Origin of the sequence: Sphingobium sp. HWE2-09, from assembly GCF_035989265.1 — a bacterium.
In the GTDB taxonomy this organism is placed as follows: domain Bacteria; phylum Pseudomonadota; class Alphaproteobacteria; order Sphingomonadales; family Sphingomonadaceae; genus Sphingobium.
In genome coordinates, this window is record NZ_JAYKZX010000003.1 from 1,708,048 (window position 1) to 1,733,352 (window position 25,305).

General features: G+C 63.7%; 25 protein-coding genes and 1 pseudogene. 18 read left to right on the top strand and 8 right to left on the bottom strand.

Features of this window, described 5'->3' with window-relative positions; genetic code table 11:
- The first annotated feature begins 79 nt into the window (after positions 1 to 79).
- From U5A89_RS13705 to U5A89_RS13735, 7 genes are all read left to right on the top strand, one after another.
- Positions 80 to 1,510, top strand: a complete 1,431-nt coding sequence (locus tag U5A89_RS13705) for an efflux transporter outer membrane subunit (RefSeq protein WP_338161634.1) — start codon at positions 80 to 82, stop codon at positions 1,508 to 1,510.
- Complete coding sequence (locus U5A89_RS13710; RefSeq protein ID WP_338161635.1) at positions 1,500 to 3,047, top strand: efflux RND transporter periplasmic adaptor subunit; 1,548 nt, start codon at positions 1,500 to 1,502, stop codon at positions 3,045 to 3,047. The genes U5A89_RS13705 and U5A89_RS13710 overlap by 11 nt, the downstream gene beginning before the upstream one ends.
- Before the next feature lie 5 nt (positions 3,048 to 3,052).
- Positions 3,053 to 3,766 (top strand): ABC transporter ATP-binding protein, encoded by a 714-nt coding sequence (locus tag U5A89_RS13715; RefSeq protein WP_338161636.1) that lies wholly within the window; start codon positions 3,053 to 3,055, stop codon positions 3,764 to 3,766.
- A gap of 270 nt (positions 3,767 to 4,036) precedes the next feature.
- A complete protein-coding gene (locus U5A89_RS13720) occupies positions 4,037 to 5,242 on the top strand; it encodes an ABC transporter permease (RefSeq protein ID WP_338161637.1) in 1,206 nt (401 codons plus the stop codon).
- Positions 5,243 to 5,352: 110 nt separating this feature from the next.
- The gene (locus U5A89_RS13725; RefSeq protein ID WP_338161638.1) at positions 5,353 to 5,517 is read left to right on the top strand and encodes a hypothetical protein; all 165 of its coding nucleotides are present in this window, start codon (positions 5,353 to 5,355) and stop codon (positions 5,515 to 5,517) included.
- Between the two features lie 295 nt (positions 5,518 to 5,812).
- Complete coding sequence (locus U5A89_RS13730) at positions 5,813 to 6,205, top strand: RcnB family protein (RefSeq protein WP_338161639.1); 393 nt, start codon at positions 5,813 to 5,815, stop codon at positions 6,203 to 6,205.
- A gap of 153 nt (positions 6,206 to 6,358) precedes the next feature.
- On the top strand, positions 6,359 to 6,766 hold the full coding sequence (locus tag U5A89_RS13735) for a BLUF domain-containing protein (protein ID WP_338161640.1): 408 nt from the start codon (positions 6,359 to 6,361) through the stop codon (positions 6,764 to 6,766).
- 6 nt (positions 6,767 to 6,772) lie between these two features.
- Here U5A89_RS13735 and U5A89_RS13740 read toward each other — a convergent pair whose 3' ends face one another.
- A complete protein-coding gene (locus U5A89_RS13740; protein ID WP_338161641.1) occupies positions 6,773 to 8,173 on the bottom strand; it encodes a GntP family permease in 1,401 nt (466 codons plus the stop codon).
- A gap of 291 nt (positions 8,174 to 8,464) precedes the next feature.
- Between U5A89_RS13740 and rpsF the strand changes: the two genes are divergently transcribed.
- Genes rpsF through rplI form a run of 3 tightly spaced genes read left to right on the top strand, consistent with a single transcriptional unit; the run spans position 8,465 to position 9,763 of the window.
- Positions 8,465 to 8,908 carry a 30S ribosomal protein S6 gene (gene rpsF, locus U5A89_RS13745; RefSeq protein WP_338161642.1) on the top strand — a complete coding sequence of 148 codons (444 nt, stop codon included), beginning with the start codon at positions 8,465 to 8,467 and terminating at the stop codon, positions 8,906 to 8,908.
- Positions 8,909 to 8,921: 13 nt separating this feature from the next.
- The gene (rpsR, locus tag U5A89_RS13750; RefSeq protein ID WP_004212076.1) at positions 8,922 to 9,146 is read left to right on the top strand and encodes a 30S ribosomal protein S18; all 225 of its coding nucleotides are present in this window, start codon (positions 8,922 to 8,924) and stop codon (positions 9,144 to 9,146) included.
- 14 nt (positions 9,147 to 9,160) lie between these two features.
- Positions 9,161 to 9,763: a 50S ribosomal protein L9 gene (gene rplI, locus U5A89_RS13755; RefSeq protein ID WP_338161643.1), complete on the top strand. Its 603-nt coding sequence runs from the start codon at positions 9,161 to 9,163 to the stop codon at positions 9,761 to 9,763.
- Positions 9,764 to 10,102: 339 nt separating this feature from the next.
- On the opposite strand, the gene U5A89_RS13760 is transcribed toward rplI, so the two are convergent.
- Complete coding sequence (locus tag U5A89_RS13760) at positions 10,103 to 10,723, bottom strand: outer membrane protein (protein ID WP_338161644.1); 621 nt, start codon at positions 10,721 to 10,723, stop codon at positions 10,103 to 10,105.
- A gap of 232 nt (positions 10,724 to 10,955) precedes the next feature.
- On the opposite strand from U5A89_RS13760, the gene U5A89_RS13765 reads away from it, so the two are divergent.
- The 5 genes from U5A89_RS13765 (at position 10,956) to U5A89_RS13785 (ending at position 14,425) form a co-directional block, all read left to right on the top strand.
- A complete protein-coding gene (locus U5A89_RS13765; protein WP_338161645.1) occupies positions 10,956 to 11,288 on the top strand; it encodes a hypothetical protein in 333 nt (110 codons plus the stop codon).
- Complete coding sequence (locus U5A89_RS13770) at positions 11,285 to 11,518, top strand: hypothetical protein (RefSeq protein WP_338161646.1); 234 nt, start codon at positions 11,285 to 11,287, stop codon at positions 11,516 to 11,518. The genes U5A89_RS13765 and U5A89_RS13770 overlap by 4 nt, the downstream gene beginning before the upstream one ends.
- 90 nt (positions 11,519 to 11,608) lie before the next feature.
- Entirely contained in the window at positions 11,609 to 12,544 is a 936-nt protein-coding gene (locus U5A89_RS13775; protein ID WP_338161647.1) for a DUF808 domain-containing protein, read from the top strand.
- Between the two features lie 98 nt (positions 12,545 to 12,642).
- The gene (locus tag U5A89_RS13780) at positions 12,643 to 14,013 is read left to right on the top strand and encodes an MATE family efflux transporter (RefSeq protein WP_338161648.1); all 1,371 of its coding nucleotides are present in this window, start codon (positions 12,643 to 12,645) and stop codon (positions 14,011 to 14,013) included.
- Between the two features lie 91 nt (positions 14,014 to 14,104).
- A complete protein-coding gene (locus U5A89_RS13785) occupies positions 14,105 to 14,425 on the top strand; it encodes a hypothetical protein (RefSeq protein WP_338161649.1) in 321 nt (106 codons plus the stop codon).
- Between the two features lie 81 nt (positions 14,426 to 14,506).
- Here U5A89_RS13785 and U5A89_RS13790 read toward each other — a convergent pair.
- From U5A89_RS13790 to U5A89_RS13805, 4 genes and pseudogenes are all read right to left on the bottom strand, one after another.
- Positions 14,507 to 15,276, bottom strand: a pseudogene (locus tag U5A89_RS13790) (ABC transporter permease).
- Entirely contained in the window at positions 15,273 to 16,205 is a 933-nt protein-coding gene (locus tag U5A89_RS13795) for an ABC transporter ATP-binding protein (RefSeq protein ID WP_338161650.1), read from the bottom strand. The pseudogene U5A89_RS13790 and the gene U5A89_RS13795 overlap by 4 nt, the downstream one beginning before the upstream one ends.
- 59 nt (positions 16,206 to 16,264) lie before the next feature.
- Positions 16,265 to 16,894, bottom strand: a complete 630-nt coding sequence (locus U5A89_RS13800; protein WP_338161651.1) for a class I SAM-dependent methyltransferase — start codon at positions 16,892 to 16,894, stop codon at positions 16,265 to 16,267.
- A gap of 97 nt (positions 16,895 to 16,991) precedes the next feature.
- The gene (locus U5A89_RS13805) at positions 16,992 to 17,888 is read right to left on the bottom strand and encodes a LysR family transcriptional regulator (RefSeq protein ID WP_338161652.1); all 897 of its coding nucleotides are present in this window, start codon (positions 17,886 to 17,888) and stop codon (positions 16,992 to 16,994) included.
- A 153-nt stretch (positions 17,889 to 18,041) separates the two neighbouring features.
- Between U5A89_RS13805 and U5A89_RS13810 the strand changes: the two genes are divergently transcribed.
- The 3 genes from U5A89_RS13810 to mmsB all read left to right on the top strand — a co-directional run bounded on the left by U5A89_RS13810 (position 18,042) and on the right by mmsB (position 21,466).
- Complete coding sequence (locus tag U5A89_RS13810) at positions 18,042 to 19,184, top strand: acyl-CoA dehydrogenase family protein (protein ID WP_338163056.1); 1,143 nt, start codon at positions 18,042 to 18,044, stop codon at positions 19,182 to 19,184.
- Between the two features lie 172 nt (positions 19,185 to 19,356).
- Positions 19,357 to 20,436 carry an enoyl-CoA hydratase/isomerase family protein gene (locus U5A89_RS13815; protein ID WP_338161653.1) on the top strand — a complete coding sequence of 360 codons (1,080 nt, stop codon included), beginning with the start codon at positions 19,357 to 19,359 and terminating at the stop codon, positions 20,434 to 20,436.
- 145 nt (positions 20,437 to 20,581) lie between these two features.
- Entirely contained in the window at positions 20,582 to 21,466 is an 885-nt protein-coding gene (gene mmsB / locus U5A89_RS13820) for a 3-hydroxyisobutyrate dehydrogenase (protein ID WP_338161654.1), read from the top strand.
- 51 nt (positions 21,467 to 21,517) lie between these two features.
- Here mmsB and U5A89_RS13825 read toward each other — a convergent pair whose 3' ends face one another.
- Entirely contained in the window at positions 21,518 to 22,747 is a 1,230-nt protein-coding gene (locus tag U5A89_RS13825; RefSeq protein ID WP_338161655.1) for a dipeptidase, read from the bottom strand.
- Complete coding sequence (locus tag U5A89_RS13830) at positions 22,747 to 25,158, bottom strand: TonB-dependent receptor (RefSeq protein ID WP_338161656.1); 2,412 nt, start codon at positions 25,156 to 25,158, stop codon at positions 22,747 to 22,749. Before U5A89_RS13830 ends, U5A89_RS13825 begins: the two co-directional genes overlap by 1 nt.
- Between the last annotated feature and the right edge of the window lie 147 nt (positions 25,159 to 25,305).

Sequence of the window (25,305 nt, forward strand, 5' to 3'; positions counted from 1 at the left end):
CTTTTGCAAGCGGGACAGCGTGGCCGCCCCTTTAACGACGACGGAGTGCAAGGAAAAGGTGCGATATCGCATTGCATGGATGAGCGGCTCGGCGCTCCTCCTGTCCGCCTGCGCGGTCGGGCCGAACTATCGCGCGCCGCAGGGCGCAGCGCTCGGCCTGCCCGCCACCTATAGCCAGGGGGACAGCGCGCCGGTCAGCGATGCCGATCTCGCCAACTGGTGGACGCGTCTGGGCGATCCGACGCTCAGCGGCCTGATCGACCAGGCGGTCGCCAATAATCTGGACATCGTCCAGGCGCAGGCCCGCTTGCGGCAAGCGCGTGAAAGCCTGCGCCAGGCCAACGCCAGCTTCCTGCCGCAACTGAGCGGATCAGGATCGGGCGGACGCAACTACAGCAACCAGGATGCAGGCGGCCGGCTGGACAGCAGCGGCAACCCGATCGGCGGCGGCACCGGCAACTGGTCGAGCAGCTATTCAGGCCGCATCAACGCCAGTTGGCAGGTCGATCTGTTCGGCGAACTGTCCCGTTCGGCGGAAGCGGCGCGCGCGGACCTGGCTTCGTCGGGATATGACCTTGCCAATGTCCGCATGACGATCGTGTCGGAACTGGCGACCAACTATATCCAGGCGCGACTGGCGCAGGAACAGCTGCGGATCGCGCGCGAAAGCCAGCGCGTGCAGAAGGATAATTTCGATATCGCCAGCTGGCGCCTGCAGGCGGGCCTCGTGTCGTCGCTGGACGAGCAGCAGGCGCGCGCGCAACTGGCCCAGACCAGCGCGACCATCCCGCAGTTCGAAGCCAGCCTGAAGGGCAGCCTCAACCGCATCGCAGTGCTGACGGGCCAGGCGCCGGGCGAAGCGACCCGCGCGCTGGAAACACCCGCCCCGATCCCCGTCGCCCAAACGCAGATCGCGACTGGCATTCCCGCCGACACCCTGCGCCAGCGGCCGGACGTGCGCAGCGCCGAACGGGCGCTCGCCGCCGCCACCGCGCGGATCGGTGTGGCGCAGGCGCAGCTTTATCCCTCGCTCGATATCAGCGGCAATATCGGCACGACGTCTAACGCGTTCAAAGAGCTGTTCAGCCTGATCACCGGCGGGGTTTTCGCCAATGTCGCGCAGACCATCTTCGATGGCGGACGCCTGCAATCGCAGGTCCGGTCGCAACGCGCCGCGACCGACGCCGCCTTCGCCGCCTATAAGCAAAGCGTGCTGGGCGCACTGGAAGATGTCGAAAACGGGATGGCGTCGCTCAGCAGTGCGCAGCAGCGCAAGGTGCAGTTCGCCATCGCCTATGACGCGTCGAACAATGCCGCGATCCTGGCGCGCAGCCAGTATCAGGCGGGCCTTATCGACTTCCAGACGCTGTCCAACACCGAAACCACCCTATTGAATGCGCGCAACAGCCTGGCTTCCGCGCAATCCGACGAGGTTCTGGCCATCGCCCAGCTGTATAATGCACTGGGCGGCGGCTGGCAGAGCATGGAAAATCGCCCAAATGAGCAATGACGTGACCAAGGATCAGGATCTAGACGACTTTCTGGGCGCGAAGCCCGAAAAGCCGTGGCGCAAATGGGTGATCCGCGGGGCGATCGGCGTCGTGCTGCCGGTCGCGATCCTGCTGCTCGCCCGCTGTTTTTCGGACGAGGACAAGCCCAATTATGCGACGCGGGAGGTCCGCACCGGCGACCTGACCGTCAGCGTATCGGCAACCGGCAATTTGAAGCCCATCAATCAGGTGGATGTCGGGTCCGAACAGTCGGGCAAGATCACTGCGGTCTTCGTGGACGTCAACGATCGCGTGACCAAAGGGCAGAAACTGGCCGAACTGGACACCCGCCGCCTGGTCAATTCGATCAACCAGAATCGCGCCCAGGTCGCCTCCTCGCAGGCAAGCGTCGCGCAGGCACAGGCGCAGGTCGCGCTGACGAAAGCCACGCTGGATCGCCAGCTCAACGTCTTCAACCTGTCGGGCGGCAAGGTGCCGGCCAAGACGGAAATCGACACCGCCCGCGCCAATTATCAGTCGGCCATCGCCACCCTGCGTTCGCAGCAGGCGCAGGTGGACGTGGCCCGCGCGCAGTTGTCGACGGCCCAGACCAACCTGTCGATCGCGCAGATCGTATCGCCGGTAAACGGGGTGGTCCTCTCCCGCGACATCGAACCGGGTCAGACCGTCGCCGCGTCGCTCAACGCGCCGGTGCTCTTCACCCTGGCCGAAGACCTGACGCAGATGGAAGTCGAAGTGTCGGTGGACGAAGCCGATGTCGGCCAGGTCAAGGAAGGGCAGAACGCCACCTTCGCCGTGGACGCCTTTCCCGGCCGCACCTTCCCGGCGAAGGTCACCCGCGTCAATGTCGGGTCGAACAGCGCCAGCACATCCTCCTCCTCATCCAGCACGACGACGACCAGCACCACCGGAACGGTCGTCGCCTATACCGCCGTGCTGACGGTCAACAACAGCGATGAAACCTTGCGCCCCGGCATGACCGCGACTGCCGACATCGTGACGCAGGAATTGCAGAACGTCCTGCTGGTCCCCAACAGCGCGCTGCGCTTCAAGCCCAGCACCGGCGCGCAGGGTGGCGGCATCACCAGCGTGCTGCCGGGTCCGGGCCGGATGCGGCGCGGCGGCGCCAAGCGGCAGGTGAATTTCGGCGCGGGCAGCAGCCAGACCGTCTATGTCGTGGGCGAAGACGGCAATCCCAAGGCGTTGCAGGTCACCGTGGGCGCCAGCGACGGCACCCGCACCGCCGTAACCGGCGGCGCATTGAAGGCCGGGATGCGCGTCATCACCGGGCAACTCGCTGCGGGTCAGGAAGCGCCTGCCGAAGACCAAAAGGACGATCAAGGCGTCGGCCAGCGCAGCGACGCGAAAAGCGACGACCGCCGCCGCAATCCTTCCGCCGACGGCAGCCCCGCCACTGTCGGCAAGCTCGGCAATTCGGGCGACGCCGCGCCGCAGACCGCGCCGGTGGAGGCTTCGCCAAACCAGCCTGCGACCAGCGCGGGGTCGGGCGGCACGGGCCGCCAGACCGGAAACTGACCGCGATGTCGTCCACGCCCAACGCAGATCCGATCATCTCCCTGCGCAACGTGACCAAAGTCTATGGCGAAGGTCCGACCGCGTTCCAGGCTTTGAAGGGGATCGACCTCGACATCGCCCAGGGGGATTTTGTCGCGGTCATGGGACCGTCGGGGTCTGGCAAGTCCACGACGATGAACATATTGGGCTGCCTCGACGTGCCATCGGCGGGCACCTTCCTGTTCAAGAACCATCATGTCGAAACGCTGGACCGCGATCAGCGCGCCCTGCTGCGCCGCCGCTATCTCGGCTTCGTGTTCCAGGGGTTCAACCTGCTGTCGCGCACCACCGCGCTGGAAAATGTCGAACTCCCGCTCATCTATCGCGGTGAGGATAAGAAGACGCGCTACGACCTGGGCATGGCCGCGCTCGACAAGGTCGGCCTCAAGGACTGGTGGGACCACACGCCTGCCGAACTGTCCGGCGGCCAACAGCAACGCGTCGCCATCGCTCGCGCGATCGTCACCAGCCCCGACGTGCTGCTGGCCGACGAACCGACCGGCAACCTCGATTCGGAACGGTCGGTGGAGATCATGGAATTGCTGACCGACCTCAACAAAAACAGCGGCATCACCGTGCTGATGGTGACCCACGAACCCGACATGGCCGCCTTCGCCCGCACCATCGTCCATTTCAAGGATGGGCATGTCGAGCGGATCGAAGAGGGAATGGCGGCGTGATGGGGACATATCCAAACCCTTCTCCCCGCGGGGGAGAAGGATACGCAGCCTTGGCGAGGAACGAGCCTAGGCGCAGTTGGAAGAGGGGGAGCCGCCGCCCCATCCCATTCACACCCCCGTCATCCCAGCGAACGCTGGGATCCCCCTTCTTCTTCGCGTCCTCCGCACGAAATAATGTTCACGCGGAGCCGCGGAGCACGCGGAGAAAGAGCGTAAGAGAGATCCCAGCATACGCTGGGATGACGAGATGTTGGGGCGTGGAGAAATAGGATGCTAGGCACCACCATCACCCTCGCCTTTCGGGCGATCAACCGGCACAAATTGCGCAGCTTCCTCACCACGCTGGGCATCATCATCGGCGTGGCCGCCGTCGTCACGATGGTAACGCTGGGCAATGGCGCTACCGCCGCCGTGCGCGAACAGATCAGTTCGCTGGGCGCCAACGTCCTGCAATTACGCCCCGGCCAGGGCTTTGGCCGCGGCGGCGGCGGGCCGCGCCCGCCCGACTTCAAGACCGCGGACCTGACCGCCATCGAAAATCAGGTAACCGGCGTCCGCGCCGTCGCGCCGGTGGTGCAATCCAGCGGCACTGCCATCTATGAAGGCAATAACTGGTCCACCACCGTCTATGGCACCACCTCCGCCTATTCCGAGGTGCAGCAGTGGAAGGTGGCCGACGGCCGCCTGTTCCTGCCGGAAGAGGAGGAAGCCGGTCGGTCCGTCTGCATCATCGGCAATACCGTGCGCACCAACCTGTTCCAGGGTACAGAGCCGGTCGGCCAGCGCATGCGGATCAAGGGCGTGTCCTGCCAGGTCGTCGGCGTGCTGACGACGCGGGGCCAGGGCGGCTTTGGCGATCAGGACGATGTCGTCGTCATGCCGATCAAATTCGTCCAGCGCCGCTTCACCGGCGACCGCGACATCAGCCAGATCATGGTCGCGGTGGACGACGCCTATGACACCAGCGCCGTCCAGTCGAGCCTGGAGGAACTGATGCGCGAACGGCGCAAGATCAAGGCGGATCAGGAGGATAATTTCAACGTCTTCGACACCAAGCAGATCAGCGACACGCTGACCGGCACGACCACCATCCTGACCCAGATCGTCGGTGCCGTCGCGGCGATATCCTTGCTGGTCGGCGGCATCGGCATCATGAACATCATGCTGGTTTCGGTGACGGAGCGGACGCGCGAAATCGGCATCCGTCTCGCCATCGGCGCGGTCGCGCGCGAAGTGCTGCTGCAATTTCTGGTCGAAGCGATCGTGCTGTCCTGCCTTGGCGGCCTTATCGGCCTGTTCCTGGCGCTGATCGCGTCGGTCGGCATCGCACCCCTGATGAAGGTGCCGTTCCTGTTCGACGTGAAGGTCAACATCATCGCCTTCGTCTTTTCTGCGGCGATCGGCGTGGTCTTCGGCTACTTCCCGGCCCGGCGAGCCGCTGCGCTCAACCCGATCGACGCCCTGCGCCACGAATAGCCGCTATCTTTTGCGACAAAGACGGATGTCGCCGGGCATAATCCTGTGACATCCGTCCCCTACCGCCTCTTTCGTGCCGCCATGCAGGCAGCCCGGAAGGAGCGCATCCCATGAAGACCATCGCCCTCAGTATCGCCAGCAGCGCGCTGCTCCTGAGCCTCAGCCTCTCGCCCCTGGTCGCGGCATCCGCCCCGCAACCAGTACCCGTCCTGACGGGCAAGGATCGTCCCATTCTGCTCCAGCGCATGGTGGTAACCGCCACCCCGCTCCCCTGATGCCCCCCTCACCCCGGCCCATGACCCAAGCCCCGCAGCAACCCTGCGGGGTTTTCCATATCCGCGCACTTCACACACCATGTGCCCGCGCAGGCGGGAACCCAGTCCCCAACTCTCAGCCGGGCACAATCTCCCCCGAAACCCACCCTTTCTGAACAACGGTTCAGCTTAAATTTCAATCTGTTACAATTTCCGACAATCTTGCGCCTGTGGTGACACATCCCCGCGACAAGCAGCCCCTATCTCTGTCTTCGACGCCACGGAATGGCGCAGCAACAAGGCAAAGGAGCATATCATGTTCAAGAAGATTTTCATGGCCCTGGCCACCACCACCCTGGTTGCCACCCCGATCGTGTCCGCGCAGGCACAGGCGCAAAATTATAACCAGCGCAATGCCCCCCAGCATCGCCAGGTCGAAACCCGCAAGGTCGTGACGCAGCGCGCCAATGGCCGCACCGTCGTCAAGAAGCAGACGGTCGTGCGCAAGGATAATGGCCGCCGCTGGGCCAAGGGTCAGCGCTTCGATCGTCGTTACGCCACCAATTATCGCGTGGTGAATAATTATCGCGATTACCGCCTGTCGGCGCCGCCGCGCGGTTATCAGTGGGTCCGTTCGGGCAATGATGCCGTCCTGATCGCCATCACCAGCGGCCTCATCGGTGCCGTCGTTGGCAGCGCGATCCGGTAATCCCTTTCAAGCCGGACGGTCGCATGATGCCCCAGGGGTTCTCTCCCCCTGGGGCATTTTTGCGCGTCATCCATGATCGAGATTAAATACCCGATCTTAAGGGATTTTGCCGCATAGCAGCCGGGCCGGGGGGCGGTTATGTCGGAAATGCCCATGTCCTTATATCAAATCATGTACATCAGCAGCGTCGTCGGGACGGTTTCGTCGCAGCAGTGCGCCGCGATCGCCCGTCTGTCCGCGACCAATAATCGCCGCGACGACGTGACCGGCCTGCTTCTCTTCAACGGCAAGCGTTTCCTCCAGGTGCTGGAAGGACCGCGCGACGCCGTCGATCGCATCTTCGCCCGCATCCACGCCGACACCCGCCATCGCGCCGTGGTGAAACTGCGCGAAGGATCGACCGACATGCGCGAATTTGGCGAATGGTCTATGGCCTATGACGATCCCGCACGCCCGTCCGAAAGCCTGAAGGACAAGGTGGCGCTGCTACTCAACCGTGCCGGTGCATCGACCCGCGCGCATTTCATCGGCTCGGCCGATCTCCATCGTCCCGCCGCCTGACCGGCCTCACACCAGCCCGGTCAGATAATAGACCGCGATCACGATGAAGACCGTCAGCGTCTTGATCAGCGTCAGCGCAAAAATATCTTTATAGGCCTGCCGATGGGTCAGCCCCGTCACCGCCAGCAGGGTGATGACCGCGCCATTATGCGGCAGGCTGTCCATGCCCCCCGACGCCATCGATGCGACCCGGTGCAGCACCTCGCGCGGGATGCCCGCCGCGTCGCCCGCCGCCATGAACTGGTCGGCCATCGCCGCCAGCGCGATCGACAACCCGCCCGATGCCGATCCGGTGATGCCTGCCAGCGACGTCACCGTGATCGCCTCGTTCACCAGTGGATTGGGGATCACCCGCAACGCCTGTTTGACTACCAGAAAGCCCGGCAGCGCCGCGATCACCGCGCCGAACCCATATTCGACCGCCGTGTTCATCCCCGCCAGCAATGCGCCGCCCACCGCCGCCTTCGATCCCTCGGCAAAGCGCCGCGCCACGGTGCGAAAGGCGAAGAGGAGGATCGTGCCGATGCCCAGCAACAAAGCGCCCTCCACCGCCCAGAGCGCCGACAGCTGCGCCACCTTGACCGTCACAGGTTCCGCCATCCCGGCCAGCGACAGCGACACCTCTTGCCCTGCCACCCAGCGCGGAATCGCCAGCGTCAGCAACAAATTGCCAACGCCCACCACCAGCAGCGGCAGCAGCGCGATCAACGGATGCACCCGCACATCCTCCTCGATCGCTTCCGGCTCGTTGACCAGCGTCTCGGGCGCGCCATAGCCCTCCCCCGCCGCCAGCATCGCCCGCCGCCGCCAGCCCAGATACACCAGCCCCATCGCCGCGATACAGATCGATCCGATCGTGCCCAGCACCGGCGCGGCCCATGTGGTCGTGCCGAAAAAGCTGGTCGGGATGATATTCTGGATCTGCGGCGTGCCGGGCAGCGCGTCCATGGTAAAGGTCAGCGCGCCAAGCCCGATGGTCGCAGGCACCAGCCGCTTGGGAATGTCGGCGCGACGAAACATCTCGGCCGCGAACGGATAGACGGCGAACACCGCGACGAACACCGACACCCCGCCATAGGTCAGCAGCGCCGTCACCATCATGATCGCGGGAATCGCCCGCCCCGCCCCGATGACGCCGATCACCGCCGTCACGATCGCCCGGGAAAAGCCGGAAATCTCCACCAGCTTACCGAACAGCGCGCCCAGCAGAAAGACCGGGAAATAGATTTTCAGGAAACTTGCCACCTTCTCCATGAACAGGCCGGAAAAGGCAGCGGGAACGGCGGCCGGATCGGTCAGCAACACCGCCAGCATGGCGAGCAGCGGCGCCATCAGGATCACGCTCATCCCGCGATAGGCCGCGACCATCAGCAGGATGAGCGCTAATGCTGCGATCGCGACTGCCATGTCTTCATTCTCTCCCCAGCAATACCGTTCGCCCTGAGCGAAGTCGAAGGGCACCGCTGAACGCAGTGAAGCGCCTTCGCTCCGCTCAGGCAAGGGCTTCGACTTCACTCAGGCCGAACGGATTGATTTTTCTCTACACACCTTGCCTTCCGCCCCCCTTTCCGCCATAGGCGCGCCTTCGCATCGACGCCGGGGTGACTCGGCGCATCTGCGGAGCATGTAAGACGACAGCCGGAGGGGCGTTCCGCATGGGGTGGGCGTCAGCGATCGGCCAACAGAAAAGGCACTATCATGGCTCTTTATGAGCATGTGTTCCTTGCGCGCCAGGATCTGGCACAGGCGCAGGTGGACGCTCTGGCGGAAATCGCCACCAAGATCGTCGAAGACAATGAAGGCAAGGTGACCAAGGTCGAGACCTGGGGTCTGCGTAGCCTGGCGTACAAGATCGCCAAGAACCGCAAGGCGCACTATGTGCAGCTGAACATCGATGCCCCCGGCAACGTGATCGCGGAACTGGAGCGCCAGACCCAGATCAACGAAGACATCATCCGCTACATGACCGTCAAGGTCGACGAGCTGGAAACCGGCCCGTCGGTGATGATGCGCAAGCAGGACCGCCCCGAGCGTGGTGACCGTGGTCCCCGCGGCGATCGTGGTGACCGTGGCCCGCGTGGCGACCGCGACGATCGTGGCCCGCGCCGCGACCGCGAAGACGCTGCCCCGGCTGGCGAATAAGGAGATCTGAACCATGGCACGCCCGTTTTTCCGCCGCCGCAAAAGCTGCCCCTTCGCCGCCAAGGATGCGCCGAAGATCGATTATAAGGACGTCCGTCTGCTGCAGGGCTTCGTGTCCGAACGCGGCAAGATCGTCCCCAGCCGCATCACGGCCGTTTCGGCCAAGAAGCAGCGCGAACTGGCCCAGGCCATCAAGCGCGCCCGTCACCTGGGCCTCCTGCCCTACATCGTAAAGTAAGGGAGTAGAAACCCATGGAAATCATCCTGCTCGAACGCATCGAGAAGCTGGGCGCAATCGGCGACGTCGTCACCGTGAAGGACGGTTACGCCCGTAACTTCCTGCTGCCCAACAAGAAGGCGCTGCGCTCCAACAACGCCAATAAGCGCGTTTTCGAAGCCAACCGCGCCAAGATCGAGGCCGACAACGCCGCCCGTCGCGCTGACGCCGAAGGCGCTGCCGACAGCGTCAACGGAACGCAGATCGTCCTGATCCGCCAGTCGTCCAACGCGGGCGCGCTGTACGGTTCGGTAGCGGTCCGCGACATCGTCGAAGCGCTGCACGCCGCTGGCGTGACCAACGTCACCAAGGCGATGGTCGTGCTGGAACGCCCGATCAAGACGCTGGGCGTGTTCGACGTCAAGGTTGCGCTGCATCCTGAAGTCATCACCACCATCACCGTGAACGTCGCCCGTTCGCCGGAAGAAGCCGACCTGCAGTCGCAGGGCGTCGACGTGATGGCTGATCTCTTCGAAAAGGACGAGAGCGGCTTTACCGAAGATTATGATCCCAATGCCGAGCCGGGCGAAATCGCATCGGCCAGCAACGACGAAGAAGAGACGGCCGAAGAAGCCTGATTGTCCTTCCAGGATCGAACGAGAAAGCCGCCCCGCAACGGGCGGCTTTTTTGTTGGTAATTGGGGGGAGTTAGCTGGTTTTGAAATGTAATACCAAGAACCTATAACCCATTGTTCCCCGGCGAAGGCCGGGGTCCAGTTCCACGCTCTGGACTGGACCCCGGCCTTCGCCGGGGAACGTCCCGACCGTTTTGATGAGTCATTATCATCGCGCTCCGGTATAAGCCCCTCCCTTGAAAGGAAGGGGAGTAAGAGGGTTCGTTCACCCCAACACCCCCAACAAAAAAGGCCGGAGGATCGCTCCCCCGGCCATGCCCATCACTAAACCATCGCCCGCATTCAGAAGCGGAAGCCGCCCGTCACCGAAACCTGCTGGCGCGTCACGTCGATGCCGGTGTCGATATCGGCGATCTTGTAGCTGCCATAATCGCTGTAGCGATATTCGATCCGCGCGAAATGGGTCGGATTGACCAATTCTATACCGCCGCCCAGGCGCCAGCCGCCCAGAGTGTCGCTGTCCGTGGCGATCAGGTCCAGATCGGGACCACCATCATAGGTCAGCTTGACCCGACCATTCACATAGCCGCCCTTGGCATAGATCAGCAGATTGGGGCTGACCGGTATGCCGATCCGCGCGCCGACATACAGGTCGCGACCCGCCGCCAGCTTCGCATTGTCGCCTGCGATCAGGAGGTCGGCAAAACGTTGCTTGGTCGAACTGTCGCTCGCTTCCAGTTCCAGGCCGATCACGGCGCTCCCCAAATCCAGGTCATACCCTGCGGTCACGCCATAGAGGACGCCGTCGTCATGGACGGTGACGTCTTCATATTCCAGGCTGACCTTGTCGTAACCGGCGACGACGCCCAGCTTGAACCCACCGAAATTGCTCGCTTCCTGCGCCTGGGCAGGCGCGGCGACGGCACCAGCAGCACACAAGACCGGCAAAAGATATCGGATCACAACTATTCCCCCTGAAGTGACATGGACATGGCCCATGCGTCAGCCTTCCTCCTGACAGACGTCGGTAAATAAAGCGCTAAATCTACCAATGTGGGATGAAGACAGGCGCCTGTCGCGGCGCTGCTCATCGCGCGCCACCATTGTTCAAGACCTTCCGCTTCCGCATCGCCTCACCAAACGCGCATCTCGATGCGATAACGGAACGGTCGCCCGCCATGCGCGTTCGCACATCATGGAAGATCGCCCCCTTATCGAACGTCTCGCCCGCCATCTGGCGGCGGCCGATCCGGACGCCTGGCCCGCACGGGTCGAGGACGCCGCCAGCATCCTCGCCCTCATCAAGGAGCCGGACAACGCCATGCGCGCGGCGGGTGACGGCGACATATGGCGCGCCATGATCGACACGGCGTTGCGCGACCGCTGGTCAGTCTCCCAATCCTCAGCGCATGCCCAAGGACCGGCCGGATCGGACGAAGAAGGCGAAACCGCACTGACATCCGATGGCGTCGGCCACGACAGGGCAGACTGGGTCCATCTCCATCACGGACAGGAAAAAAATCGATGAAGGCTTTGCTTAAACTGGCGATCGTCACCGGTCTTGGCGCTTTTGCTATCAAGGGCTGGCGCGACTGGATGGGCGATGGCACCACCTCGGACGATCGCGGCGCGGTGGGTTCATCGGGCATCGTCCGGGACGCCGGGCCACAGCCTGGCGTCACGCCAATGGATTGGGACAAGGTGGATGAACAGTCCGACGAATCCTTCCCGGCCAGCGATCCGCCCGGTAATTACTGACGCCACCTGCGCTCCATTGCCCTGACGCAGCGGGCCACCTATGAGACGGTCCGGGCGCATCCTGCGCTCCTAACAGGGGAATGATAGTCCATGCCTTCGGGTCTGATCGCGCTGCTCGATGACGTAGCGGGCATAGCCAAGCTGGCGGCCACGTCGCTGGACGATGTCGCCGCCGCCGCAGGTAAGGCCGGCACTAAAGCGGCAGGCGTGGTGATCGACGATACCGCCGTCACCCCCAATTATGTCATGGGCCTCAGCCCCGAACGCGAACTGCCGATCATCTGGAAGATCGCCAAGGGATCGCTGCGCAACAAGCTGCTGTTCCTGCTGCCCGCCGCGTTGCTGCTCAGCGCCTTCGCCCCTTGGCTGCTGCCCCCGCTGTTGATGCTGGGCGGCGCTTTCCTCTGCTACGAAGCCGTCGAAAAGCTGGTGGAAGCCATGCAGGGCGGCCATGACGAAGCCGCCGAAGCGCAACAGACGCTGAGCGTGACCGAACTGGAAAACCAGAAAGTATCCAGCGCCATCCGCACCGACTTCATCCTGTCGGGAGAAATCATGGCGATTTCGCTGGGCACCGTCGCGGACAAGCCCATCTGGGAACAGGGCGTCGTCCTGCTGGTCGTCGCCATCCTGATCACCGCGGGCGTCTATGGCGTGGTCGGCTTCATCGTGAAGATGGACGATATCGGCCTGCACATGGCCCAGCGCACGTCATCCGCCACCCGCGCCATCGGCCGCGGCCTGGTGAAAGCGATGCCGATCTTGATGAGCATATTGAGCGTCGTGGGCACCGCGGCGATGCTGTGGGTAGGCGGCGGCCTCATAGTCCATGGGCTGCATGAATTTCACTGGGATCTGATCCCCGGTACGATCGAACATGTCGCCCAGGGCGCGGCGCAGGCCGTTCCCGCCATCGGTCCGGTGATCGACTGGGTGGTGAACGCCATCGGCGCGGGCATCATCGGCCTGGTGATCGGCGGCATCATCGTCGGCGCGCTCCACCTATTGCCGTCGAAGAAACATTGATCCACATCGACCGTGCTCCCGCGCAGGCGGGAGCCCAGTTCTGATGTCTCGACTGGGCTCCCGCCTGCGCGGGAGCACGTAGTTTCGGGAATAGCGTGATGGTCCACCCCTCCCCCTGGCGTATCGAAGCAAGCGCGCTCATCGCGCTCGCCATACCCATGATCGCGGGCAACATCGCCTGGTCGGCGATCGCCGCCACGGACCTGCTGCTGCTCGGCCGCATCGGGGCGGAGGCGGTTGCGGCAGGCGCGCTGGCGATCAACCTGTTTCACGCCTTCCTGCTTTTCGGCATGGGCCTCGTCACCGCCGCCTCGCCCCTGATCGCCAGCGAACGTGGCCGCCGCCGCCATAGCGTGCGCGACATCCGCCGCACCGTTCACCAGACGCTGCGCGCCGCGCTTTTCTACGTCCTGCCCGCCTGGGCGATATTATGGCAGTGCGAGGCGATCCTGCTGGCGATGGGGCAGGATGCCGATCTGGCGCGCGAAGCCGGGCATCTGATGCATGGCCTGCAATGGGCGCTGCTGCCTTTCCTCGGCTTCACCACGCTGCGCAACTTCATCGCTGCGCTGGAACGCCCGGTCTGGGGGCTGGTCATCATGCTGGGCGCCATTCCATTCAACGTCACGGCAGGCTGGGCCTTGATCTTCGGGCATCTGGGCTTCCCCCCGCTCGGCCTGTTGGGCGCAGGGCTGGCGAGCAGCCTGTCCTCCTGCTTCCTCTTCTTCGGCCTGCTCGCCGTCCTACTGATCGACCGGGGTTTCCGCCGCTACCGGCTGATGGGCCGTTTCTGGAACCGTGACCGCGAACGGCAGCGGCAGGTCTGGGCGCTGGGCCTGCCGATCGCGATCACGCTGGGCTTCGAAACCACGGTGTTCAACGTCTCGGCCTTCCTGATGGGCCTCATCGATCGCGATTCGCTCGCCGCCCATGCCGTGGCCATCCAGATTGCGGCGCTGGTCTTCATGGTGCCGATGGGTATCGGCCAGGCGGCGACCATCCGCGTCGGCATCGCCTATGGTCGGCTTGATCGCGCCGGGATCGGCCGCGCCGGGTGGCTGGCGCTGATCATCGGCACCGGCTTTGCCGTCTGCGCCGCCAGCCTGCTGATCCTCGCGCCTCGCGCGCTCGTGTCCATCTTCCTCGACCTGTCCAACCCCGCCAATGCCCGCACCGCGACGCTGGCGGTCAGCTTCCTCGCCGTCGCCGCACTGTTTCAGCTGGTCGACGCCGCGCAGGCCGTGGGCGCAGGCGTGTTGCGCGGCATTCAGGACACCACCGTGCCGATGATCTTCGCGCTGATCGGCTATTGGGTGGTCGGCATCGGCGTGGGCGCCCTGCTCGCCTTTCCGCTCGGCATGGATGGGCTGGGCATCTGGCTGGGCTTGGCCAGCGGGCTTGGCGCGGTCGCCCTGCTGCTGATCACGCGATGGAGTTTGCGCGAGCGGCTGGGCCTTGTGCCCGCCTGATCGGTTCGTCCGATCGATTGCACGGCAGGGACATGGTGCGCCGCACAAAGCAATTGAAAAAATCGGCCAATTCGGTAAGGGATGGGCCATCATGCAAGCCCCGACCGAGATTTTTGAAGCGATCGCGCTCCAGAAGTGCCTGAAGGTGACCTATAACAAGATGGTCGTCACCCTCGCACCGCACATCCTCTACACCCGTCACGATGAATTGTTCATCGACGCGGTGACGACCGATCGTGACGGCCGCCCGCCTCGCGAACTGAAGCTCGGCACCTTCAAGCTGGTCGGCCTGTCCGACCTTCAGGTGCTGGAGGAGTCGTTCGAAGCGATGTACGGCCTCTACAATGACGGCGACGACAAATATAAGGGCGTGACCCTCTTCGCCGTCGCCCCGGAAAGCCAGGCGGCTTAACAGAGAAACGTGCTCCCGCGAAGGCGGGAGCCCAGTCGAAACGCTGGAACTAGGCTCCCGCCTTCGCGGGAGCACATCATCCTATTTCTTCAACCGATATCCCGTGCGGAACATCCATCCGATCACGCCGATGCACAGCGCCAACATTCCTGCGACGAACAACAGGCTGAACCCGATCGCCACGTCGCCCTTGCCGAAAAAGGTCCAGCGAAAGCCCGAAATCAGATAGACGATCGGGTTGAACAGCGTGATCGTCCGCCACGGCTCCGCCAGCATCTTGACCGAATAGAAGGCACCGCCCAGGAACGTCATCGGCATGATCAGCAGCAGCGGGATCACCTGCAACTGCTCAAAACTCTGCGCCCATATTCCCAGGATGAAACCGAACAGGCAGAAGCTGACCGCGATCAATATCATGAAGCCGACCATCGCGAAGGGATGCGCCACCGGCACGTCCACGAACAGATGCGCGGTCAGGAAGATGATTCCCCCACGATCAGCGACTTGGTCGCCGCAGCCCCCACATAGGCGATGATCGTCTCCGTCGCGGAGACGGGCGCGGACAGGAGTTCATAAATAGTGCCGGTGAATTTGGGCATATAGATGCCGAAACTCGCGTTGAAGATGCTTTCGGTGAACATAGCCATCATGATGAGGCCGGGCACAATGAAGGCGGCATAGGCGATGCCGTCCACCTCCGTCATGCGCGAGCCGATCGCCCCGCCAAACACGACGAAATAGAGCGACGTGGTAATCACCGGCACCAGCAGCCCGGTCAGCAAGGTGCGCCGGAACCGGTGCAGTTCGAACGTATAGATGGCCGCGATCGCGCGCAGGTTCTGCAGGCTCATGCCGCCTTCTCCTCATGGACCAGGCTGACGAAGATATCCTCTAGGCTGCTCTGCTGCGTGTTCAGATCCTTGTAACCGATGCCGATATCGCCCAGTCGGCGCAGCAGCGACGACACGCCGGTCCGCTCCGCCTGCGTGTCGAAGATATAGGCCAGTTCATGCCCCTCCGCGCCCAGCGTCACGTCCCATTCGGCCAGTTCCGGCGGCACGAGATCGATCGGGTCGGCCAGCACGATGGTCAGCGTCTTCTTGCCCAGCTTCTTCATCAGCACGGTCTTGTCCTCGACCAGCATCAATTCGCCCCGGTTGATCACCCCCACCCGGTCGGCCATTTCCTCGGCCTCCTCGATATAATGGGTGGTCAGGATGATGGTGACGCCGGTCTTGCGCAATTCGCCGATCAGCTTCCACATATCGCGGCGCAACTCCACGTCCACGCCCGCGGTCGGCTCGTCCAGGAACAGGATGCGCGGTTCATGGCTCAGCGCCTTGGCGATCATCACGCGCCGCTTCATGCCGCCCGACAGTTCCAATATCTTGGCATGGCGCTTGTCCCACAGCGACAGGTCGCGCAGCACCTTCTCGATATAGGCGTCGTTGCGAGGCTTGCCGAACAGGCCACGGCTGAAATTCACCGTGTCAATCACCCGTTCGAACTGGTCGGTCGACAATTCCTGCGGCACCAGGCCGATCGCCGTGCGCGCCCCGCGATAGTCGCGCACGATGTCGTGCCCCGCCACGCTTACGCTGCCGCCGGTCGCCCGCGCGATGCCGCAGATGATGGAGATCATCGTCGTCTTGCCCGCGCCGTTCGGCCCCAGCAGCGCAAAAATCTCGCCTTCCTCTATGGTCAGGTCCACGCCCTTGAGCGCTTCGAACCCCGACGCATAGCGTTTCGTCAGGCCGCTAATGTCTATGATGGATGCCATGGATGGCTCTGCCCCTTTTGCGTTGCGGCAAAGATAGGGGCCCAGGAACCGAAAGCAACCTATTCGCCGCGGCGGAAGAACCGGAAAACGGTGGCGGGCGGGAAGTTGCGCACCGTCTGCCCGGCGCGCACGACGTCCAGCCCCAGCGCGTCGATCACATCGCGATGCACGGGCGGGCGCATCGAATAGGTGAACTGCACGAAACTGCCACCGGGGCGCAGCATCCGAAAGGACTCCGACAATATGTCGAAATGCATGTAGCGATCCATCGCCAGCAGCGGCAGCCCGCTGACCACCGACTGATAATCCCCCGGTTCGCCCATGGTCGCGGTCGACACGATCTGCGCGGGGGTTTCCAGGATCGACACATGCGGGAATTGCCGCCGCAGCCCGCGCGCAAAGGCGGGATTGATCTCCACCACCTCCAACTGCTCTGGCGGCAATCCGGTTTCCAGGATCGCGCGCGTGAACACGCCGGTGCCTCCGCCCAATTCCAGCACGCGACCATCGGTCGGATCAATCTGCCCCACCATCAGCCGGGCGAGATGGCGGCTGGACGGCACCACCGACGCCGTCTGGCGCGGTTTTTGCACCCAGGCGGCCAGAAAGTCGAAATATTCGGTGGCACGGGCGCGAAATTCGCCACCCGGCAAGGCGATCGCCCGGCTGCGCTTGGGCTTATGCTGCATGAGCGAAATGCGACCGCGTCAATTCCATTCCGACTCCCTTAGCGAGGTCCACAGGCGGCGTCGATTGCCTTTCGCTTGGGCGGCGACGGAACCGCGTTCAATCACCAGGGGCGCGCAACCCCGACAGCCTGTCCACCCGCTCCTGCAGCCAGTCCGCCACCGCGCCGATCCGCGCCAGCTTGCGCAGGTCGCCATGCATCACCAGCCAGAAACTGCGTATGATCTCGACCTGCTCGGCCATCAGCGGGACAAGGCCGGGGTCGCGCCGCGCGATGAAGTCGGGCAGCACGCCGATTCCCGCGCCATCGGCGATCATCCGCTGCTGCATGATGATGCTGGTCGATCGCAACGTCGCCTCTAGTCCCGCCTCCACCTCGTCCAGATAATCCAGTTCGGGCGAAAAGATGAACTCCGGCACATAACCGACCAGCACATGGTCGCGCAGGTCCGCAGGCACCGCCGCACGCCCGGCCCGCGCCAGATAGGCGGGCGACGCATAAAGATGCAGCCGATAATCCCCCAGCCGCCGCACCGTCAGCCGCCCGCGCTGCGGCCGCGCCAGCATCACCGCCATGTCCGCTTCCCGGTTCGACGGATTGAGGAAGCCGGACGCCGTCACCAGATCCAGCCGGATGCCCGGATGCCGCCGGTTGAAATCGCCCATCCCCGGCGCCAGCACCCAGGTGCCGAACCCTTCGGCCACCGACAGGCGCACCTGCCCCGCCAGCCGATGTTCCTGCCCCTTCACATCCTCCATCGCCGCCAGCGCCGCGCTTTCCGCCCCCTCCGCATGGCGGAGCAGCGCCTGCCCCCGCGCCGTCAGCGTCCGCTCCCCTGCGCCCAGTTCGAACAATTCGGCGTCCAGCGCCTTTTCCAGCCGCGCCAGCCGCCGCGCGATGGTGGTCGCGTCGATCCCCAGCGCGCGGGCGGCAGGCGCCACCTTGCGCGCCCGGGCGACCGCCAGAAATACCCTGAGATCGTCCCAATCGAACATGCGCCCGCCACTCTGCAAATTTGCAGCCCGTTCATGCACAACTCCGCCATTGCTTGCAATAACGCGACGTTGCTAGAAGCGATCATGAAGGCGATCCTGCCGCGCTGCGCCATCATCGGCGCGCGCCGGACAGGATTGCGGAGTATGGAGAGCATGACCCAGTTCGACCTGACGGAGGATCAGCGCGCCATCCAGGACATGGCCCGGCGCTTCACCGCCGACGCGATCACGCCCCACGCCGCCGAGTGGGACGAAAAGCATATCTTCCCCCGCGACACGATCCGCGCGGCGGCGGACCTGGGCTTTGGCGGCATCTATGTGTCGGAAGAATCGGGCGGCATCGGCCTTGGCCGATTGGAAGCCGCACTGATCATGGAAGCGATGGCCTATGGCTGCCCCTCCACCAGCGCCTTCATTTCGATCCACAATATGGGTGCCTGGATGATCGACCGCTTCGGCAGCCAAGCGCTCAAGGACGCATATCTCCCCGACCTCGTCCCCATGACCCGCATGGCCAGCTATTGCCTGACCGAAGCGGGCGCCGGGTCGGACGCCGCCGCGCTCAAGACCAAGGCGGTGCGCGACGGCGACCATTATGTCGTCACCGGTTCCAAGCAGTTCATTTCCGGCGGCGGCGAAAATGACATTTATGTCGTCATGGTCCGCACCGGGGAAGACGGCCCCAAAGGCATCAGCTGCCTCGTCATCGAGAAGGATATGGCGGGCGTCAGCTTCGGCGCGCAGGAACGCAAATTGGGCTGGCACAGCCAACCCACCGCGCAGGTCAATTTCGACGCCGTGCGCGTACCCGTCGGAAACCTGGTCGGCGCCGAAGGCGAAGGCTTTCGCATCGCGATGATGGGTCTGGACGGCGGCCGCCTCAATATCGGCGCCTGTTCTCTGGGCGGCGCGCAACGCTGCATCGATGAAAGCCTGCGCTATACCAAGGATCGCAAGCAGTTCGGCCAATCGATCGCCGATTTCCAGAACACCCAATTCACCCTGGCAGACATGCAGACCGAATTGGAAGCCGCTCGCACGCTGCTCTACGCCGCCGCGGTCAAGGTGACCGACAACGCCCCCGACAAGACCCGCTTCGCCGCCATGGCGAAACGCTTCGCGACCGACACCGGATCGTCTGTGGCCGACCGCGCGCTGCAACTCCATGGCGGCTACGGCTATCTGATGGACTATCCCATCGAACGCCTCTGGCGCGACCTGCGCGTCCATTCCATCCTGGAAGGCACCAACCAGGTCATGCGCATGATCGTCGCGCGGGATATGTTGCGGGACTGATATCCCCTCTCCCCTGGGGGGAGAGGGTTGCGAAGACTTGGCAGCCTGCTGCCTAGTCGTAGCTGGGAGAGGGGGCGATGCGCCAAGCCATCCCCCTCTCCAACTCCGCCTAGGCGCGTACCGCGCCAAGGCTGCGTATCCTCTCCCCGGGAGGGGAGAGGATAGGAAGATAATGACCGACCAAGTCCTGACCATCATCGACCGCGCCATCGGCCGCATCCGCCTGAACCGGCCCAGGGCGATCCACGCCCTTACCCCGGATATGTGCGCCGCGATCAACGACGCGCTGCTGGCCTGGCGCGATGACGACGCCGTCACCGCGATCATGATCGATCACCTCCCCGCCGCCGACGGCGATCCCAAACTCTCCCGCGGCTTTTGCGCAGGCGGCGACATCGCCCTGATCGCCAACAGCGCCAAGGCCGATTGCGTCGAGGCGGAGCGCTTTTTCACCCTCGAATATCGCATGAACCATCTGCTGTTCGTCTATCCCAAGCCGATCGTCGCCTTCATCGACGGCATCGTCATGGGCGGCGGCGTGGGCCTCTCCCTCCCTGCCCGCTTCCGCGTCGCGACCGAACGCACCACCTTCGCCATGCCGGAAACCGGCATCGGCCTGTTCCCCGATGTCGGCGGCGGCTGGTTCCTGCCCCGCCTGCCCGGCCGCGTGGGCGCGTGGCTGGCGGTGACGGGCGCACGGATCGACGGCGCGGATTGCGCCGCCATCGGCATTGCCACCCATTATATGCCATCGGCCAAGGTGGACGCGGTCAAGGCCCGCATCCTGGCCGACCCGCTGGGTCTGGACGAGATATTGGACGAGAATGCGGAAACCCCGCCCCCTTCGACCCTGGCCGCGAACCGCGACGCGATCGACCGGCTTTTCGCCTCCGACCGCGCAGAGGATATCGTCGCGGCGCTCCAGGCCGATGGCGGCGACTGGGCGCAAAAGCAACTGTCGGTGATCGCCACCAAATCGCCCCAGACCATCAAGGTCGCCCTGCGCCAGTTGGTCGAAGGCGCGGCCAAGCCCGATTTCGCCGCGAACATGGCGATGGAATATGGCCTCGCCTGCGCAGTCATCCGCCGTCCCGATTTCGTGGAAGGCGTGCGCGCCGTCATCTTCGACAAGGACAATGCCCCGGCCTGGACCCCGGCCACGCTGGAAGATGTCAGCGACGCGATGATCGACACGATCTTCGCGCCGCTGCCTGCCCACAGGCAGTGGACGCCCATAGCGTCCGGCGGCTGATCCTGTCCTATCGCAACCGGCTTTGGTAGGATGGCGCACCGCATCGCCCCATCCCGCCACCCGGTTTCCGATAGGATCACGCCACCGCAACAATATGTCAAAATTTGCGGGAAATATGCGAAGTTAAGCGGAAGAGGATAGAATGATGAGCCTGACGATCGCCTTCATCGGCCTTGGCAATATGGGCGGCGGCATGGCCGCCAACCTGCTGAAAAACGGTTATGCCGTCCGCGCCTTCGACCTGTCGGAAGAGGCGCTCGCCAAGGCGGAAGGCCATGGCGCCGTCCGCGCCACAAGCGCCGCCGATGCCGTGACCGGCGCCGATGCCGTGGTGACGATGCTGCCTGCGGGCAAGCATGTCGAAAGCGTCTATGGCGATCAGGTCTTCGGCGCGGCCAGGCCAGGCGCGCTCTTTCTCGACTGCTCGACCATCGACGTCGCCACCGCCCGCCGCGTGATCGAAGCGGCGACGGCACAGGGCTTCGAGATGGTCGATGCCCCCGTCTCCGGCGGCATCGCCGCGGCCAATGGCGGCACCCTCACCTTCATGGTCGGCGGCGCGGACGCCGCCTTCGCAAAGGCCAAGCCGATCCTGTCCGCCATGGGCAAGGCCGTGATTCATGCCGGTAGCGCCGGCAATGGCCAAGCCGCCAAAATCTGCAACAACATGCTGCTCGGCGCAACCATGGTCGCCACCTGCGAGAGCTTCGCCATGGCGAAGAAACTCGGCCTCGACCCGCAGACTTTCTACGATATCTCCAGCGTCTCGTCAGGCCAAAGCTGGTCGATGACCAGCTACTGCCCCGTCCCCGGCGTCGGCCCGCAATCGCCATCCGACACCGGCTATCAGGGCGGCTTTGCCGTCGGCCTGATGCTCAAGGACTTGAAGCTGGCAACAGAAGCGGCGGCCTTGGTCGGCGCGTCCGTGCCCATGGGCAACACCGCCGAAGCGCTCTACCAGATGCTCGCCAACCAGGGCGAAGCCGCCCGCGACTTCTCCCTGATGATTGAGATGCTGGAGGGGAAGTAACGCCCTCCCTTATGCTGTTCCCCGGCGCAGGCCGGGGAACAGCCTCTCAGCTCACGTCCCCTTCCCCGCCTCCGCCGCGGCCAGCACGCGCAGCACATTGCCGGACCAGACTTTCTGAACGTCCGCCTGGCTATAACCCGCCTTGAGCAGGGCGGCCGTGATCTTGGGCAAATCGACCACATCCTCCAGCCCCACGACACCGCCGCCGCCATCCCAATCGGCACCGATGCCGACATGGTCGGGACCGACGACCTTTAGCGCATGGAGCATATGCGCCATGAAATCGTCGAAGGTCGCCCGGTCCGTCTCGGGATAGAGCCGGTCGATCTCCTGCCGCTTCGCCAGCAATTCGGCGCGCTTTTCCGGCGTCAGCTTGGCGTCTTCGCGCATCTGCCCCATCAGCGCCTTCATCGCCTCCTGCCGCTGCGGATTGGGCTTGGACGCGCGCAGATAGCCGCCATAGGCGTTCATCTGGATCACCCCGCCCTTGGCCGCCAGAGCTTTGAGATGCTCGTCATCGACATTGCGCGGATGATCGTAGATCGCCTTGCACCCCGAATGGGTCAGCAGCACCGGCGTGGTCGACAACGCCAGCAGATCGTCCAGCACCTGATCCGAACTATGCGACCCATCGGGCACGACACCCAGGCGGTTCATGGCCTTGAGCAACTCCTTGCCCAGCGGACTCAGCCCGCCATAGCGCGGCTTCTTCGACGGGTCGGTCGAACTGTCGGCGAACTGGTTATGCGCGAAATGGGCAAAGCCCGACACCCGCACACCCATGTCGTAGAAGGTCTTGAGCAGCGACACGTCCTCGCCCAGCGGATAGGCGTTCTCGATTGACAGATAGACGACCCGCTTGCCCGCCGCCGCGATCGGCGCGGCGTCCTTCGCTTCCAAAGCCAGCGCGAAATTGGCCGGGTCCGCCGCCACCATGTTGCGGATCGACAGGCCGCGCAGGATCGCAAAGTCGCGCATCTTCTGGAACGCCTCGACCGTCAGCGGCCCTTGCGGCGTGTAGATTGCCCAGAAGCCGCCATCCAGCCCGCCCTTCTTCATGCGCGGCAGGTCCACCTGCGTATAGTCGCTATGGACGCCATGCTCCTCCTCAATCGACCAGCCGGGGAGGTCCAGCGATGCGGGCGTGTCGAGATGGCTGTCCAGCGTCAGCAGCCGCTGGTGCAGTTGATACTCCTTCTTCGACACGACCGGCGCTTCCGCCTGTGCGGTCAGCGGGAGCAGCGCCGCTGCCGCCACCCCCATCATCCATGCAGCCCGCATCAAATTTCCCCCGAAATGGTGAACTGGAAGGTCCGCGGCGACAGCGGACGGAAATTGCCGTCCCCCGTCACCGCGGCCGAGATGTAGGACAGCGTATCCTTGTCGAAGATATTATCAATGTTGAACCGCGCCTTCACGCCCTTGACCGGACCCAGGCTGAAGCCGTCGCCGATATCGACATAGGCGCTGAAGACGGTGAAGCCCGGTACGCTGGACCCGGCCGCGTTGGTAAAGGTCGACCATCGCCTGGAGGTATATTTGCCCGAGATATTGGCCACCAGCCAGGTCGCCGGTTCAACCGTCACGCCGCCGCTGACGATCCATTTGGCGCTGTCGGGAATATATTTGCCGCTGATCAGGATGGGCGTGGACGCGGCGATATCATCTTGGAATTTGGCATTATTATAGGTGACGTTGACATTGCCGTAGGCCAGCCCGTCGAGGAAGGACGGCTTGTAGGTGCCGGCGAATTCCACGCCATAGGAACGCACCCGGCCGACATTCTGGAAGAAGGTTTCGGTCGATGCACCGCCCCCTGGCACGAAGCTTGTAATCGACTGGATGCGATTCTGGAACTTGGTGTAGAACGCTGCCAGCGATGCATAGACCTGCCCCTGATTGGTGCGGATGCCCAGTTCCATATTTTTCGACCGTTCGGGCTTGGGCTGGGGCACCAGCCCGCCGCCCGGCCGGATGACGGAGAAGATGTCGTCCATCCCTTTTGGCAGCGCCATATTTTCGGCATAGGACGCGAATATCTGGGTCCGGCCGTCGAACTTGTAGAGCAGGCCCGCCATCGGCAGGAACATATCCTGATAATGGGCGGTGTTTGACTGTGGGCCATAGCCCGCGATTCCCCTGGTTGCGGTCCCGGTGCCGGTCGTGCGGTAATAATCGTCGAAATCGCGATACCCGCGATAGGCATAATCCATCAGCAGCCCCTTGAAGCCAAGGTCCAGAACCAGCCGATCCTCAGCCAGCTTCAGCGTGTCTTTAAGGAAGACCTGAAGCGTATCGCGCTTCGAACGATAGTCGCGGCGCAAATAGACCAGTTCGTCCAGATTGGGTGCTGCATCGGGCGCACCGTTCAGCGTATTGTATCGGGCCTGCGTGCGATGATATTTATCGACTTCGGCCCACAGGCCGGTTTCGACCGTGTTGGCGCCCATTTCCCAGTGCAGCTTGGTGGTGATACCATAACGATCGCCGCCTACGCCCGACAGGCCATATTGAATGCCTTTGGGCGCGACAACTGACAGGCCCGCATCAGCCTGATAGCGATAGCGCAAAAAGCTGTTGAGCAGTGCCCCCGTTGTCCCGCGCGTCGTGCTGCCATAGGCGTCGGGCGACACGCCGTAACCGTCCTTGTCTTCCCAATAGAGGGTCGATTCTGCCCACACGCCTTCGGCAATGCCGGCATGGAAGGTCGCGCCATATAGTTTGTCCTTACGCACGTTGATGGCCAGATTATAGACTGCGGTATAGGCGCTGCTCGAATAAGGGATGCCCGGCGCGGTCGGCGCAAAGCCGGGGGTCGTGTTAGGCACATTTTCGATATAAGCGAAATCGCGACCGCACTGGCCCAGCGCGTTCCTGGCCGTGCAATTATACTGTGCCCGCGTGACCGTGGGAGAATCATAGTCGAAGAAGTCGTTCGAGACGAATTTGAACCGTGCCCAGCTATCGCCGCCCAGATCCGCATGGATCTGCCCTTCCCAATGTTCGCGATCCACTGAACCCGGGCCACGCCACAGATCGGTGTTCAGCTTTGTGCGGCTGACATAGGCGCGGAACGGGCCGACTTGGCCCGTGCTGGCGCGGATGAAGGTGCGCTTCATCTCGAAATCGCCGAAGCTCTGGGACACGAACAGGCCCATCTCTTCCTGTGGCGCGATGCTGTTATATTGCACCACCGGGCCAAGCGTCGAATAGCTGGGCAGACCCACATCGCCTGCGCCGACGGAGGCTTCCACCACGCCCAGATTTTCATTGTCGACATAGCGGAAGACCGGGCTGCCCCCGAAGGCGTCGCTGCGACCAGTCGGAATGCCATCGACCACGAAGCCGATCTGGTCGAGGTTGAAGGCGCGGGTCTGGACGCTGTTGCCGAACTCATAAAGCCCCAGCGCGCCGTCGGTCTGCACGTTGAAACCGGGCAGTTGCTCCAGCATCTTGAGGCCCGAAATGCCCGAGGGTGCCGACAGCAACGCTTCTCGCGTCACGGCTACGACATTGCTCACCTTGTCCTCACCGATCGCTTCGGCGGATTGCGAGATGCGGCGGCCAGTGACGGTGATCGTCTCGTCGCCCTCCCCCACCGGCTCCTGTGCATGGGCCGTACTGAGGGCGCCAGCAGCGCAGGCGATCAGCAGCGCCGCGCGCGAGGAACGACGGATGGACGAGAAGGACATGCAAAGGCTCCCTGTTTCACAACGAGCCGATCAGGTGACGCGTGCGCGCCGCATCCCTCCCTGGACGATGAAGGCGGATGCATCGTTGCGGCCGCCGCCTGTCCATTAGTTGTCTTGTGAAACGAGAGTGTCGGGGAACTCCGCCAT

Bases quoted from the DNA above. Each gene is read 5' to 3' on its own strand.
- U5A89_RS13705 (WP_338161634.1), top strand. From the start codon at position 80: ATGAGCGGCTCGGCGCTCCTCCTGTCCGCCTGCGCGGTCGGGCCGAAC.
- U5A89_RS13710 (WP_338161635.1), top strand. From the start codon at position 1,500: ATGAGCAATGACGTGACCAAGGATCAGGATCTAGACGACTTTCTGGGC.
- U5A89_RS13715 (WP_338161636.1), top strand. From the start codon at position 3,053: ATGTCGTCCACGCCCAACGCAGATCCGATCATCTCCCTGCGCAACGTG.
- U5A89_RS13720 (WP_338161637.1), top strand. From the start codon at position 4,037: ATGCTAGGCACCACCATCACCCTCGCCTTTCGGGCGATCAACCGGCAC.
- U5A89_RS13725 (WP_338161638.1), top strand. From the start codon at position 5,353: ATGAAGACCATCGCCCTCAGTATCGCCAGCAGCGCGCTGCTCCTGAGC.
- U5A89_RS13730 (WP_338161639.1), top strand. From the start codon at position 5,813: ATGTTCAAGAAGATTTTCATGGCCCTGGCCACCACCACCCTGGTTGCC.
- U5A89_RS13735 (WP_338161640.1), top strand. From the start codon at position 6,359: ATGTCCTTATATCAAATCATGTACATCAGCAGCGTCGTCGGGACGGTT.
- U5A89_RS13740 (WP_338161641.1), bottom strand. From the start codon at position 8,173: ATGGCAGTCGCGATCGCAGCATTAGCGCTCATCCTGCTGATGGTCGCG.
- rpsF (WP_338161642.1), top strand. From the start codon at position 8,465: ATGGCTCTTTATGAGCATGTGTTCCTTGCGCGCCAGGATCTGGCACAG.
- rpsR (WP_004212076.1), top strand. From the start codon at position 8,922: ATGGCACGCCCGTTTTTCCGCCGCCGCAAAAGCTGCCCCTTCGCCGCC.
- rplI (WP_338161643.1), top strand. From the start codon at position 9,161: ATGGAAATCATCCTGCTCGAACGCATCGAGAAGCTGGGCGCAATCGGC.
- U5A89_RS13765 (WP_338161645.1), top strand. From the start codon at position 10,956: ATGGAAGATCGCCCCCTTATCGAACGTCTCGCCCGCCATCTGGCGGCG.
- U5A89_RS13770 (WP_338161646.1), top strand. From the start codon at position 11,285: ATGAAGGCTTTGCTTAAACTGGCGATCGTCACCGGTCTTGGCGCTTTT.
- U5A89_RS13775 (WP_338161647.1), top strand. From the start codon at position 11,609: ATGCCTTCGGGTCTGATCGCGCTGCTCGATGACGTAGCGGGCATAGCC.
- U5A89_RS13780 (WP_338161648.1), top strand. From the start codon at position 12,643: ATGGTCCACCCCTCCCCCTGGCGTATCGAAGCAAGCGCGCTCATCGCG.
- U5A89_RS13785 (WP_338161649.1), top strand. From the start codon at position 14,105: ATGCAAGCCCCGACCGAGATTTTTGAAGCGATCGCGCTCCAGAAGTGC.
- U5A89_RS13795 (WP_338161650.1), bottom strand. From the start codon at position 16,205: ATGGCATCCATCATAGACATTAGCGGCCTGACGAAACGCTATGCGTCG.
- U5A89_RS13800 (WP_338161651.1), bottom strand. From the start codon at position 16,894: ATGCAGCATAAGCCCAAGCGCAGCCGGGCGATCGCCTTGCCGGGTGGC.
- U5A89_RS13805 (WP_338161652.1), bottom strand. From the start codon at position 17,888: ATGTTCGATTGGGACGATCTCAGGGTATTTCTGGCGGTCGCCCGGGCG.
- U5A89_RS13810 (WP_338163056.1), top strand. From the start codon at position 18,042: ATGACCCAGTTCGACCTGACGGAGGATCAGCGCGCCATCCAGGACATG.
- U5A89_RS13815 (WP_338161653.1), top strand. From the start codon at position 19,357: ATGACCGACCAAGTCCTGACCATCATCGACCGCGCCATCGGCCGCATC.
- mmsB (WP_338161654.1), top strand. From the start codon at position 20,582: ATGAGCCTGACGATCGCCTTCATCGGCCTTGGCAATATGGGCGGCGGC.
- U5A89_RS13825 (WP_338161655.1), bottom strand. From the start codon at position 22,747: ATGCGGGCTGCATGGATGATGGGGGTGGCGGCAGCGGCGCTGCTCCCG.
- U5A89_RS13830 (WP_338161656.1), bottom strand. From the start codon at position 25,158: ATGTCCTTCTCGTCCATCCGTCGTTCCTCGCGCGCGGCGCTGCTGATC.